The following is a 12,755-nucleotide window of genomic DNA, read 5'->3' as shown; positions in this document are numbered from 1 at the left end:
GGCACGGGGCTTGTGCGTTACGGCGGGTCAGCGCCGTCGCCCCGTTTCGACCGCGTCGCCCAGCGCCCGCGTCGCCGCTTCCGGGTCTGTGGCTCCCGTGATCGCCGTGATGACGGCGACGCCGTCCGCTCCTGTGGCTGCGACCATGGCTGCGTTGCTCGCGTCGACGCCGCCGATCCCGACGACCGGGATCGAGACGGCCTCACAGATCGATTCCAGGCGGTCGAGACCGATCGCGTGCTCCTCGTCGTCGATGTCGTCCTTCGATCCGGTCGCGTAGATCGCACCCACGCCGAGGTAGTCCGCGCCCGCCCGTTCGGCCTCGCGAGCGTCCTCGACGAACGACACCGATCGGCCGACGATGGCGTCCTCGCCCAGCAGGTCGCGGGCCACCTCGACCGGCAGGTCCTCGTCGCCCAGATGGACGCCGTCGGCGTCGATGGCCTGCGCGATATCCACGCGGTCGTTGACGATCAGGGGGACACCGGAATCGCGGGTCAGTTCCCGAAGATCGAGCCCGAGTTCGTAGCGCTCTCTGGCGGGCACGTCCTTCTCACGCAACTGCACGACGTTGACGCCGCCAGCGATGGCAGCCCGGACGATCTCGCGGGTGTCTCGCCCCTTCGAGTGGCGCTGCTGGGTGACGAGGTAGACGTTCCAGTCGGTCATTGGCGGTGGTACTGCGGTCGAAATAGTGGGCCTTGCGGTCGTGTTCAGATCCGGCCGCCGCTCATCCGCGAACTGCTCGACCCGCTATCCTCACCGCCCAGCGCCGAGAAGTCCATGTCCTCGAAGAACTCGGGGGCAGTGTTCTCGGTCGCGTAGACGTACAGTGCGGTCTTTGCGATTCCAGTGAGGGACTTGCCGATCAGCAGGCCGAAGATGATCCCGGTGAAGCCGATCGCGATTGCCGCGAGGATGCCGACTGTGCCGGGGACGACGAGGAACGTCGCGGCCCCGAGGAGCACGCCGACGAGCACGAGCAGGAAGGTGACGATGTTGATCGCACCCATCGCGCCGATGGACTCGCCCCAGGTGTTCTTGAACGTCCGCGCGCTCTCTGTGAACATCCCCGAGATAGACTCGTCCTCGAAGACGATCACCGGGACGATGAAGTAGGTCATCACCGACCAGGCGACGGCGAACAGCCCCGCCAGAATGCGGGCGAGGAGGTTGTCCTGTGACTCGATGGCCTGGATGATCACGCCGATGATCGCCGCGATCACCGACCACGCCAGCAGCGGCCACTTGTGGTCCCAGGCGGCCCGCATCGCCCCGCCGACGGTCGGCGTCTCGCCGTGGAAGGCCTCCCGTGTCGCGGCGACCAGCGCCGCCGCGAAGAAGGAGGCGATGAACGTCTCGATCACGTAGGCGACGAACAGCGCGCCGTACAGGACCGGCCCTGGGCTCTCGTAGAAACCCCCGACGAACAGCCCGCCGAACAGCGTGGCCATGAACGCGATGCCTGCGATTCCCCCGAGCAACGGCAGGATCAGGAGGTTCGGATGCGCCCGCAGGACGCGCCCGCTCCGGCGAGCCATGCCGAACCCGATCTTCAGCCGTCTGAATATCCCGAACATCTCTATCGGGCGTTCGCCAGCAGGGGCCTTCAAAGTATCCGATACCCGACCAGTGGTCTTTTCGGCGGCGCCGGCCCAAGCCCGGGCCATGGCACCGCTCGCGCTCGAGACCGTAATCGTGCTCGCGACGATCGGCGGGCTCTGGCTCGGCGCGCGGTTGCTCGTCGACGGCGCGTCCGCGCTGGCCGCCCGGCTCGGCGTCAGCCGGCTCGTGATCGGGTTGACCGTCGTCGCTTTCGGTACGTCGATGCCCGAATTTGCGGTGACGACCGAGGCCGCCCTCGCCGGGCGCGGGGACATCGCCGTCGGTAACGTCGTCGGCTCGAACGTGTTCAACCTCGGGTTCGTTCTCGGGATAACGGCGCTGCTCGGGACGCTCGATCGGACGCGGCGGCTGGTCCACCGCGACGGATTCGTTCTCGTGCTCGCCTCGATCGCCCTTCTCGTCGTCCTCTGGGACGGCCAGCTCTCGCGGCTCGAAGGCGGCGTGTTCATGGCCGGATTGGTCGCGTACCTGCTCGTGCTCGTCCGTAGCGGCGCGATCGCGACTGTCGCCGAGCCCGCCGACCCCACGAATCCGGCCGTCGACGCCGCCCGACTGGCCGGCGGGCTCGTGTTCGTCGTCGTCAGTGCCCGACTGTTGATCGACAGCGCCTCGACCATCGCGGCCGCGGCGGGAATCTCCGAGTGGGCGATCGGGGTCACGGTCGTCGCCGCCGGGACGTCGACGCCGGAACTGGTGACGGCGCTCGTGGCCGCGCGACGCGGCCAGTCGGGGCTGTCGGTCGGGAGTCTCCTCGGCAGCGACCTGTTCAACGTCCTCGGCGTCCTCGGGCTGGCGGGCTTGCTACAGCCGCTCGCCGTCTCCTCGGAGGCGACCTGGAGCGTGGTCTGGTTGCTCGGGACCGTCCTGCTGGTCGTCGCGCTGCTGTGGACTGGCCGGCAGTTGACCCGGCTGGAGGGGGCGGCGTTGCTCGTCCTCGCCGGGATCCGCTGGGCGATCAATCTCGTCTGAGATCGATCTCGAATCGCCGACCCGTCAGCGTTTCGGGGTCGAGTTCGTACAGCTCGACGTCCTCGTCTTCGCCCCAGGCCTCCAGGAGCGGCCGCTTCGAGCCGCCGTACTGGTAGATCTCTTCGACCGAGAGTTCGTCCCGGAAGAGCCTCGTCAGCGTGCCGTCGGCGACCACGCTGGTGTAGCCCCCGTCGCGTTGCTCGGTCACGACCAGCCGGGCCGGCGTCGTCGCGCCGAGAAAGCGCTGCTTCTCGCTGTCGTCGTTGCTCACCAGCTGGAAGTAAAACCGGTGCTCGACTCCGTCGTATCCATAGGAGACGGGGATCGCGTAGGGGTCGTCACCGCTGGCCAGCGCGAGCACGCCCTCTTCGTTCCGTCCGAGCACCTCGTCGCGTTCGTCGTCGCTGAGGTCGCTGTACTGTCGAGTGCCCATGCCGGGTCGAGAACGGCGAGCGAGGAATAGTTATGCTCGCTACGCGCGTTGCTCATACTACCGGCTGTAAATCAATAACGAATCTCGGCACCCCGGGGTGCCGAGTATCTTCAAATAGTTACAGCCGGCAGTATCAGTCGAACCGGATCAGCGGCTTGATGATGTCGTCTCGCTTGTCGTCCATCATTTCGAAGGCCGTCTCGATCTCGTCGAAGGAGAACTCGTGAGTCGTCATCTTCCTCGGGTCGACCTTGCCAGCCTGGAGCAGGCGCAGGAGACGGCTGATCCGGACGCGGCCGCCGGGACAGAGGTCGTTGACGATCGAGATCTCGGACATCCCGACGCCCCACTCCTCGCGCGGGATGTGGCGGAACTCGCCCTCACCATGGTAGCCGACGTTCGAGACTGTCCCGCCGGGTTTGGTGACCTCGATACAGTTCTGGAGCGTCTCGTCGGCCCCGAGCGCCTCGATGGCGGCGTCGACGCCCCTGTCGTTCGTGAGGTCCATGATCTGTGCGACCGGGTCCCCGTCCTGGAAGTCGACGATGTCTGTCGCGCCGTACACCCGGGCCAGCTCTTTGCGGTTCTCACGGGTCTCGACGGCGATGATCTGGCCGGCTCCCTGGAGGGCGGCCCCCTTCGTGGCCATCAGCCCGACCGGGCCCTGCGCGAAGATTGCGACTGTGCCGCCCATCGGGATGTCGGCGTTCTCCGCGCCGGCGAATCCCGTCGAGAGCATGTCGGCCGTGTAGACGGCCTGGTGGTCGGTGACGCCTTTCGGGATGGGCGCGAGGTTGCCGTCGGCGTCGTTGACGTGGACGTACTCGGCGAACGTCCCGTCCTTGACGTTGGCGAACTTCCAGCCGCCGAGCGCGCCGTTCGATTGAGAGGGATGGCCCTCCTGGGCGGCCTCTGCGTTCCAGTCGGGTGTGATCGCGCCGACCGCGACCCGGTCGCCCGCCATGAAGTCCTCGACTTCCGATCCCACTTCGTCGACGATCCCGACGACCTCGTGGCCGAGCGTGAGGTTGTCCCGGTCGCCGATCGCACCGTGGACGGTGTGGCAATCCGACGTACAGATCAACCCGACTGTTGGTTTGAGGATGGCGTCCATCGGTCCCGGCTCTGGCCGCTCTTTCTCGACGATCGCCGTCTCCCCGATCCCTTGCATGACGAAAGCTTTCATTTGGTCTACACCACTACTAGCTTCGCCGGGAACTATGATAAAAGAATACCCAGAATAGCTCTGGCTGGGAAATGGTGGTCGGCTCGCGGACGGGGTACGACACTGGGGCAGGCGCAGGCCCGTAGATTCATACTGTAGCCGAGAGACGACCGGAACCATGAGACAGGTTCGACCGGCCCGAGTTGGGAGGGGTCGGTAGTGGCGGTCGCCGACCAGTTCGTCGAGGTGTTCGGCAGCGATCCGCTGATACACGGCCTCGTCGGCGGGCTGTTCATCGCGTCGCTGAATCTGCTCGGTGCGTCGCTGGTACTCGTCTGGAAGGATCCCAGCGAGCGCATGCTGGACGCCGCACTCGGGTTCGCCGCGGGCGTGATGATGGCCGCGGCGTTCACGAGCCTCATCATCCCCGGGATCGAGTTGACCCCCGAGGCCGTCGGGTGGGCGACGGGATTCCTCCAGCCCGTGCCCGTCCTCGCTGGCGTCCTCCTCGGGGCGCTCGCGCTCGACCGCGGTGACGTGATCGTCCCGCACGCCCACTACCTGCTGACGGGTCGGAAACGCTCTGACGCCGCCAACCCCGGCGATTCGGTTCCGTCGGTCGACGATCCGCGGGTCGCCTCGGTCGTGCTGTTCATCCTCGCGATCACGCTGCACAACATGCCCGAGGGCCTCGCGGTCGGCGTCGGCTTCGGGGCCGCCGGCGGAGAAACGGCGGGCGTCGGCGAGGCGCTCGCGCTCATGCTCGCCATCGGCATCCAGAACGTCCCCGAGGGACTCGCGGTGTCCGTCGCGGCGATCAACGCCGGCTTCGATCGGAAGATGTACGCGCTGTTCGCTGGCGTCCGGGCCGGCGTCGTCGAGATCCCGCTGGCCGTGGCGGGCGCGGTGGCCGTCGTGATCTTCGAGCCACTGCTGCCGTGGGCGATGGGCTTTGCCGCGGGCGCGATGCTCTTCGTCATCAGCGACGAGATCGTCCCCGAGACCCACACCCGCGGCCACGAACGCGTCGCGACGCTCGGGCTCATGCTCGGGGTCGTTGTCATGCTGTATCTCGATATCGCACTGGCCGGGTGATCGCGATGCTGGCGAGGATCAGGTCCCGTTGTCCAGTCCGACGTGTGCCTCGATCTCTTCCAGGCGCTCGCGCAACTGTTCGTTCTCGGCCTCCAATTCGTCGATCCGCTCTTCCTTCCGCTCGAGCCGCTCCGAGAGGCCCTGGATGGCGGCGAAGGCCAACCCGTCGGCGTTTATGGAGTTGATGTGCTCGTCGCTATCACCCAGGTCGGCCTCGAAGGCCTCGTGGAAGTCCTCGGCCATCGGCCCGACGTGGGTCACGCCTGCACCCTCGCCGTCCTCGTCTTCGTACTCCCAGGTGCAGACGTCCATCTCTTCGACACCGGAGAGTGCGGCGTCGGGTTCGAAGGGGCTGACGTTGGTCTTGACCGCTCGCGAAGAGGAGGTCGACCAGCCCGTCGACCCCGAAGAGATGTAGGTCACTTTGCTCGACCCCGTGGCGAACCGAACCCCACCGTAGGCGCGAGCGCTGAACGTATTTGCACCGGTGGGATCGGAGGTACCGACCTGACCGGAAGAACTGAAATTCGTGGCACCCTGGTCATCGGCCCAGACGAATGCGCCATCGTCGACGGCCTGAGCGCGGTAGCCGGCGGCGAAACTGACCTTCCCGGTCGCCTTGTTTCCTCTCCCACCGGGGATCGTCGCGCGGTCGCCATCGGCGATGTTGAAGTACCCACCGCCAACGGCTGCCTGGAGTGCACCAGACTTGATTTCGTTGTCGAAGCCGCCAGCGACCACCGACTGTGTCCCGGATGCGATGTTCTCGACCCCCCCGACGACGACGGCCTGGGTCTCCTGGACCTGGTTTTTCTCCCCGCCGGCGACCGTCCCTTTCGCGGCAGTCACACTGTTGCTCGTCCCGCCGCTGACGGTCGCGTGCTGGGCACTGGCGGTGTTAGCCTCTCCACCTCCGACAGTCGTGCGAGCGGCCGAGGCCGTGTTGTCCTGGCCGCCACCGACGACGGCGTAGATGGCATTGGAGGTACTGTCGTCCATCCCAGCCTGGTTGTTCCCGCCGCCGCCCACTGTACCGTAGTCGTCGTAGACCGCGTTGCCCGTCGCGTCGGTGCCGTCGGTGCTGCCGCCGCCGGCGATCGTCGCGTGGCTCGCCATCACGTCGTTGTACTGGCCACCACCGACGACCGACCACTCGCCAAAGGCGAGGTTCGAATCGCCGCCGCTAACTGTCGCGTTTTTGCCGCTGCCCTCGTTGTTCTGTCCGCCGCCAACCGTCGCGTACTGTGCATAGGCCCTGTTGGAATCACCGCCGCCGACAGTCGCAGCGGTCAGCGTGGCCTCGTTGCCGAAGCCCCCGCCGATCGTCGATTTCTCTCCCCTCGCTGCGTTCCCCCCGCCGCCTGCGACGGTGGCTCGGCCCCTCTCTGCGGAATTGCTACCGCCCCCACCGATCGTCGCCTCGGTGGCCATCGAATGTATACTGTTATTGGACCCACCTGCGATGGTCGCGGCGTATCCGCTCGCCTGGTTCTTATCCCCGCCAGCGACTGTCGAAGCTTCACCGGCCGCCTCGTTATTGTAGCCCCCACCAATCGTCGCGTACTCCGATGTGGTCGGATCGTCGTCGTTCGGCGATCCAGTGACGTTTCGCTGGCCGCCTGCGATCGTGTTGTAGTTATCGTACACTTCATTGGTGAACGCGACGGCTCCGTCGTCCCACCCGCCGCCACCGATCGTCGCGCCAACCACGGCGTCCGCGACGTGGTTACTCGCGTGCCCAAGGATCACGTTCTGTCCTTCCTTGGTTGATGTCGTCCCCGCCTGCACCCTGAAGTCGGTCTCGTCGGTGTCGAGGATCCCCGCCAGCCGCATATCGTCTGGCGTCGCCAGCCCGTACCCACTGCTACTGTTCGGCACTGCCCCCTGCACGCCGATGGGCGTCCCGCTCCCGGCGTCGTTCCGTCCCAGCACGCCGGCGCCCTGGTAGTCGGTGAACTGCCCCAGAACCTTGTAGTTCGAGACGACCGCCATCGTCGCCAGCGACTCAGTCGCCTCGGTCGAATCCACGTTCTCTGAATCGGGTGCCTCTGACATTGTAAAGCTCCTCGACCGCCCGTCGCTGGGTGCCGAATGACACTAAATGATGTTTTCTACCCAATAAAAATCCGGGAAGGGTCGAAAATAGCTGGTTCTGTCCCTCATAGCCGGTAATTCGCCGCCCACCCGGTGGTTGCAGCCCTAATCGTCCGCCGAGGCAGGTCGCGGGTTCCCACTGGCCAGTTGCTCGACGGCCGCTTCGAGGTCGTCCAGTCGGTCCTCTAACTGTTCGATTGTCTCCTCTTTCCGAGCGAGCTCGGCCCGCAGTTGCTCGACGTTCTCGTCGTCGCTTCCGGCCGTCGACGCCCGACCCACGAACGCTTCGACTGTCCTGGAGCCGCTGTCGGTCGCCGCGACCGATTCGAGCGCCCGGCCGACGACCGGCGCGTCGGCAGCACTGGGATCCGCGCCCGAGGCGGACTCGGCACGACCGTCGCCGGCAGCCACCAGGAGATTGCCGGCATCGACAGCGCCTGCCACCTTCACCGGAACCTGGCCCAGCAAGGCCACGCATTCGTGGTCGTCGGGTGACCCTTCGCCCGCGTCCGGGTTCTTGCCCGTGATCGCGGCGTCCCGGGTGACGACCAGAGCCGCCTCCGCACCGTCTGCGTCGGCGACGAGTTCACCTGACTCTAGGCCGAGGACTGTCCCCGCCTCGGTGTCGGTCTCGGGATCGGCGAGCGGGAAGTACTCCGCGAAGTCACCAGCGGCGGTGTCCAGTTTGATGCCGCCGCTGCTGCCCTCGATCGCGCCGATCGGCCCCGTACTGTCGAGAAACGTGAGGAAATTATTTCCTTCCGCAGGCCCGCTGATGTTCGGCATCTCCAGTGCCATGACGTGATTGAAGCCGTCGCTCGGCTCCGTGTTGCTGATCGCAGCGACGTGGTCCGTGAGAGTGTTCGCCCCGCCACTGACGGTCGCCGAGGCAGTCAGGCGACCGAGGGCCTCGACCGCCGGGACATCGTCCGGTGCGTCCCCCTGGACGGCTGCGTGGGCCGACGACGTGTCGACCACGCCCTCGACGGCGACACCGGTCGCACTGGAGTTTGTCAGTTTTGCCTTGAGACCCCGTGCACCGGGATCGGTCGAATTGCAATCAGCGCGGACACCGAAATTGAACCCCGACCCGGAGGAGGCGATTCCGTACACGCCGTTGCGGGTTTGGCCGGTAGTCTCGGCGCGGATGCCGTGGGTGTCGGTCCCGAGGGCTTTGATCCCGGCAGCCTGGAAATCGTCCGACTGCGTCTCCCCGTAGACCCCGTATGTCTGCCCGCTGTTCTCGGTCGCACGCCCACGGACACCGGCCGCGTCTGTACCCGACGACACCGTGACGCCGTCGACGCCGTAATTCTGACCGGTCCCGTTCTCGGCCTCGCCGTACACACCCGCCGTACCAGTGCCCGAGCCCCGGGCCCGGCCCTCGACACCGTAGCCGGCGCCACTCGGGTTGTTGATGTTCGACGAGCGCGCCCAGACGGCGGCCCGGCCTGCGTCGAGAGTCGTGAACTGAGCACCCCGGCTGTCCGACGACTGACAGACAATCCCAATCCCGGTTTCCGCCAGTCCGAAGAACGCGTCACCGCCCGTGGTCGTCGAGTAGACGCCTCGGCCCTCCGCGGCGTCGGCACGGACTGCTGCAGCGGCCGTGGCGTCAGACTGTGTCGTCCCGTAGACGCCGTAGGTCTGGCCGCTCCCCTGGGTGGCTTCACCTCGAACGCCGGCGGCGTCAGTCACCGACGACTGCGTGGTCCCCTCGATACCGTAGGCCAGGGTACCGGTATCGGTCGCGGCGCCCCGCACACCGGTGCCGCCACTCCGCGACTCGCCGTAGACGCCGTCCCCGTCGCCGACCGCCAATCCCCGGACGCCGTCGGCCGATCCGTTGGCGTCTGTCGTCCCACCGTTGATGCCCGCAGCACGATTGTCGGCGGACGCGGTGACGCCGTTGACGCCGTAGGTCACCCCGTTTCCCTGCGTGGCCTCGCCGTAGATGCCCGCCGAGCCCGCGCCGGTGGCCTGCGTGCGCGCCTCGACGCCGTATCCCTCGTCACTTACGTTGGTTCCGGCCAGGTTCTGCACGAACACACCGGAGGCATCGCCGTTGTTCGTGTACAGCGCCGCGCCGAAGGACTGCTCGGACCGCGCGTACATCCCCCGCCCGGAGTTGGACGTCCCCTTGAGCCCATCGCCGTCCGTGGAAGATCCGTACACGCCGCTGCCGTTCAACGCGTCTCCTCGCACGCCCGCAGAGTTGCCGACGTCCGATTCGACGATACCCTCGACGCCGTGGGCAGCGCCAGTTGGGGATGTATTGTATCCCAGCACACCAGTGCCATCCGGCGCATCCTGTTTGCCACGTGTCTTGTAGTTCGACGACGGCGACGCCGTCGCAGATGTGTCGTTCTTCTCGGTCGAGTCGGGAGTGTTCGTCTCGTCTGAGTTGGACATCTTCGATCACCTGACGCTTGATAGCACGTAACACGGATCGATTGGCATATTGAAAAAACCAGTGGTAATCAAACTCAACTGACACCAGTCACAGCTCGTCGGTTCCGGGCTTTTTCCGGTCACGACCGGCTCGTTGCTCCCGACCGAGGTGCCACTTCACGGGTTTCCCTGACCGATACGGGGGTCGAAACCCGATCGATGAGACCGAGACAGAGAGCTACTCGACGACCAGCGGATCGATGACCTGCTCCAGCAACGAGTCGTGGACGGTCGCGGCGATGTCCTCGCGGGTGGTCGCGACCTGGTTGACTCGCGCACCTTTGATCGCGGCCATGATGTGTGCCGCCGTCCGGTCGGCGTCGACCTCGCGGAAGACGCCCTGCTCGATCCCGTTGTCGATGATGTCGGTCACGAGGTGTCGAACGTGGTCGTAGTTGTCGGTGAACTGCGCCTGGAACGTCTCGTCGTGGGGTGCGTGTGACTGGACCTCCAGCAGCGCCGTGTGAAACTCCCAGTGGCCGCTGGAGTCGCCGTCGCGGCCGTTCGGCCCGAACAGCATCGCCTCGACGAGCGCCCGCAGTCGCTGTTCCGGATCGCCCTCCTCGCCGATGTCGACCTCCGAGAGAAACTCCGCCAGCAGATACGCCAGCGTCTCGGCCAACAATTCGGCTTTCGTGTCGAAGTGATAGTGAAGCGCTGCCTTACTCTTCTCGGACTCGTCGGCGATCGACTGCATCGTCAGATCCGCGAAGCCGTGCTTGCACATCGCTTCCCGGGCTGCCTCCAGCAACTCGATCCGCGTCTCGTTCGGCTCCCACTCCGGATCCCCGTTCGCAACGTCCATTCCTGACTGACCAGTTAGTTAATGACAGGGAAGAACCTTCCGGTTGTCCCCGGCTGGAACCGTTGCGTTAACCCCTTTCGGGGCCGTATTCATCGATATGTCTTCGACTCCATCGTTCGATCCCGATCAGCCGCCGGAGCGACCCGTCGATCTGGCCGACAGCGAGGCGCTCGATTCGCTGGTCGAGACGTATCCGCGCGTGCTCGTCGAGTTCTATACAGATGGCTGTGGGATCTGTGCCTCGATGGAGCCCATCCTCGGCGGGCTCGCCCGGTCGGGTGTCGTCGTCGGAACGATCAATCCCCGGAACGATCCGCCGCTGATCGACCAGTTCGACATCGCGAGCGTCCCGACGTTCGTGCTGTTCGTCGACGGCGAGCCGGTCGACCGCCTCTCGGACGGGTTCGTCCCGAGCGAGGAGTTACAGGATTTCGCGACCACGTGATATGTCTCAGCCGCGTCGCCACAGCAGCAGGATCGAGAGCCCCGAGACGGTCGCCACTGCGGCGACGTGGCCCGAGACGAGCACGAGCAACAGCGGCTGCGCTCCGAGAAACGGCAGGAGGACGACCTGTACGGCGGCGAAGCCGATCGTGACCAGATCGACTTCGATCAGTGCCGCTCGGGTGTCGGGATCGAACTGGTCGGCAAACAACACCGACCGCCACAGCCCGACGAGACTGGCCCACCAGCCGGTTCCGATGCGATAGCAGACGTCCCAGAGTACCAGCAGCATGAAGTACACCGACAGCAGCGACGGCTCGGGACCGAGCAACCGCTGGATCAGCGGCTCGCCCGCCTGACGCGGGTCGGCGACGAACAGGTAGGTCACCAGCCCGACAAAGGAGAGGACGCCGAGGACGATCTCGATCTGGGAGCCAAAGAGGGTGTGCGTGTAGATCTGGGGGACGTCCAGCCGTCGGATTCGCCGGCCGATCGTCAGCATGAGCACGCTCCCGGCCGAGACGACGAGCACGGCCGCCAGCCCCGGCGCGAGCCCCTCCCAGCGGTCGGTCAGCGCCGCGAGCACGACGACGCCCAGCCCGAACAGCCCCAGCTGAATCGCCACCGCCTGCGCCCGTGAGAAGTGGACACCCGGGATCGCGCCCACGATACTCTCGTAGACCCACCGATCTTCGCCCTCGGTCGCTGTCGCCATCGACGGGGTGGTGGTCCCACTGTCGTCAGTCACTCGTCGACCTCCGTCAGTGCTCGCTCGACGGCTTCCTGAAACGGCGTCCGGTCGACGCGGACGTGCTGTTCGATACTGTCGTCGGTGACGATGACGGGGTTCTTGAGACCGAGGATCAGCGGGTGAGAGATCGATCGCGGGATGTCCGTCACGAGATCGACCCAGTACGACGACAGTCGCGGACTCAACACCGGGACTGGGACGATCAGTCGTCGCTTGCCCATCGCCTCGCCCGTGCGGACGAGCATCTCCTTGTAGGTGAGTACTTCCGGACCACCGATCTCGTAGGTCCCGCCGGCCGTCTCGGGTGCGTCCAGCACCCCCACGAGATACGAGACGACGTCGCTGATCGCGATGGGCTGGCAGTAGGTGTAGACCCACTTCGGGGCGATCATCACGGGGAGCTTGGTGACCAGTTGGCGGACCATCTGGAAGCTGACGCTGCCCGCGCCGACGATGATCGCCGCCCGCAGCGTCGTCAGATCGTACGAACCTCTGGCGAGCAGGGTCTCGACTTCCTGGCGTGACCGCAGGTGTGGCGAGAGGTCGTCGCCAGTCTCGCCCAGTCCGCCGAGGTAGAGCACTCGCTCGACGCCGGCGGCGCTGGCGGCCGCCGAGAAGTTCGTCGCGGCCTCCCGGTCGCGCTCCTCGAAGTCGCCGCCGGTCTGCAGCGAGTGGACCAGATAGTAGGCCGCGTCGACGCCGTCGAAGTCACCGGCCAGCGTCTCGGGTTCGAGGAGGTCTCCCTCGACGACTTCGACGCCTTCGGGTGGTTCGTATCGGCCGGCGTCGCGGGTCATCGCGACGACGTCGTGGCCCGCATCGAGCAGTGCCGGGACGAGGTTGCTCCCGACGAACCCAGTCGCGCCCGTGACGAGTACTCGCATACCCTTGCTGTGGGCCGCCAGCGCAAAAAACCGCGGGG

12 protein-coding genes are annotated in these 12,755 nt (G+C 66.2%); 3 read left to right on the top strand and 9 right to left on the bottom strand.

Translation table 11 applies throughout. From position 1 onward, the window contains the following. Nucleotides 1-27: 27 nt before the first annotated feature. Together thiE and DV733_RS06140 are read right to left on the bottom strand one after the other, a co-directional pair. Nucleotides 28-669, bottom strand: a complete 642-nt coding sequence (gene thiE, locus DV733_RS06145; protein ID WP_049995586.1) for a thiamine phosphate synthase — start codon at nucleotides 667-669, stop codon at nucleotides 28-30. A 44-nt stretch (nucleotides 670-713) separates the two neighbouring features. Continuing rightward, nucleotides 714-1,580, bottom strand: a complete 867-nt coding sequence (locus DV733_RS06140; protein WP_202594331.1) for a DUF6159 family protein — start codon at nucleotides 1,578-1,580, stop codon at nucleotides 714-716. Between the two features lie 88 nt (nucleotides 1,581-1,668). Between DV733_RS06140 and DV733_RS06135 the strand changes: the two genes are divergently transcribed. Continuing rightward, nucleotides 1,669-2,595, top strand: coding sequence for a calcium/sodium antiporter (locus DV733_RS06135; RefSeq protein WP_049995587.1), 927 nt, complete (start codon nucleotides 1,669-1,671; stop codon nucleotides 2,593-2,595). On the opposite strand, the gene DV733_RS06130 is transcribed toward DV733_RS06135, so the two are convergent. Together DV733_RS06130 and DV733_RS06125 are read right to left on the bottom strand one after the other, a co-directional pair. Then, entirely contained in the window at nucleotides 2,582-3,028 is a 447-nt protein-coding gene (locus tag DV733_RS06130; RefSeq protein WP_049995588.1) for a pyridoxamine 5'-phosphate oxidase family protein, read from the bottom strand. The two genes, DV733_RS06135 and DV733_RS06130, sit on opposite strands and share 14 nt — an antisense overlap. A 133-nt stretch (nucleotides 3,029-3,161) precedes the next feature. Next, the gene (locus DV733_RS06125; RefSeq protein ID WP_049995589.1) at nucleotides 3,162-4,214 is read right to left on the bottom strand and encodes an NAD(P)-dependent alcohol dehydrogenase; all 1,053 of its coding nucleotides are present in this window, start codon (nucleotides 4,212-4,214) and stop codon (nucleotides 3,162-3,164) included. 198 nt (nucleotides 4,215-4,412) lie between these two features. On the opposite strand from DV733_RS06125, the gene DV733_RS06120 reads away from it, so the two are divergent. After that, nucleotides 4,413-5,288, top strand: coding sequence for a ZIP family metal transporter (locus DV733_RS06120; protein WP_049995590.1), 876 nt, complete (start codon nucleotides 4,413-4,415; stop codon nucleotides 5,286-5,288). An 18-nt stretch (nucleotides 5,289-5,306) separates the two neighbouring features. On the opposite strand, the gene DV733_RS06115 is transcribed toward DV733_RS06120, so the two are convergent. The 3 genes from DV733_RS06115 to DV733_RS06105 form a co-directional block, all read right to left on the bottom strand. Next, a complete protein-coding gene (locus DV733_RS06115) occupies nucleotides 5,307-7,343 on the bottom strand; it encodes a tail fiber domain-containing protein (RefSeq protein ID WP_049995591.1) in 2,037 nt (678 codons plus the stop codon). 144 nt (nucleotides 7,344-7,487) lie between these two features. Continuing rightward, a complete protein-coding gene (locus DV733_RS06110; protein ID WP_049995592.1) occupies nucleotides 7,488-9,794 on the bottom strand; it encodes a hypothetical protein in 2,307 nt (768 codons plus the stop codon). A gap of 217 nt (nucleotides 9,795-10,011) precedes the next feature. Beyond that, nucleotides 10,012-10,638: a TetR/AcrR family transcriptional regulator gene (locus DV733_RS06105; RefSeq protein ID WP_049995593.1), complete on the bottom strand. Its 627-nt coding sequence runs from the start codon at nucleotides 10,636-10,638 to the stop codon at nucleotides 10,012-10,014. 97 nt (nucleotides 10,639-10,735) lie between these two features. Between DV733_RS06105 and DV733_RS06100 the strand changes: the two genes are divergently transcribed. Further along, complete coding sequence (locus DV733_RS06100; protein ID WP_049995594.1) at nucleotides 10,736-11,083, top strand: thioredoxin family protein; 348 nt, start codon at nucleotides 10,736-10,738, stop codon at nucleotides 11,081-11,083. A 6-nt stretch (nucleotides 11,084-11,089) separates the two neighbouring features. Here DV733_RS06100 and DV733_RS06095 read toward each other — a convergent pair whose 3' ends face one another. Both DV733_RS06095 and DV733_RS06090 read right to left on the bottom strand, forming a co-directional pair. Next, the gene (locus DV733_RS06095; RefSeq protein WP_049995657.1) at nucleotides 11,090-11,797 is read right to left on the bottom strand and encodes a DUF7530 family protein; all 708 of its coding nucleotides are present in this window, start codon (nucleotides 11,795-11,797) and stop codon (nucleotides 11,090-11,092) included. Between the two features lie 29 nt (nucleotides 11,798-11,826). Continuing rightward, the gene (locus DV733_RS06090) at nucleotides 11,827-12,717 is read right to left on the bottom strand and encodes an NAD(P)H-binding protein (protein ID WP_049995595.1); all 891 of its coding nucleotides are present in this window, start codon (nucleotides 12,715-12,717) and stop codon (nucleotides 11,827-11,829) included. Nucleotides 12,718-12,755: the final 38 nt, after the last annotated feature.

The sequence above is a fragment of the Halapricum salinum genome, assembly GCF_004799665.1.
Classification (GTDB): Archaea; Halobacteriota; Halobacteria; order Halobacteriales; family Haloarculaceae; genus Halapricum; species Halapricum salinum.
Note: the sequence above shows the minus strand (reverse complement) of the source record. Positions and strands in the feature narration are given on the sequence as shown.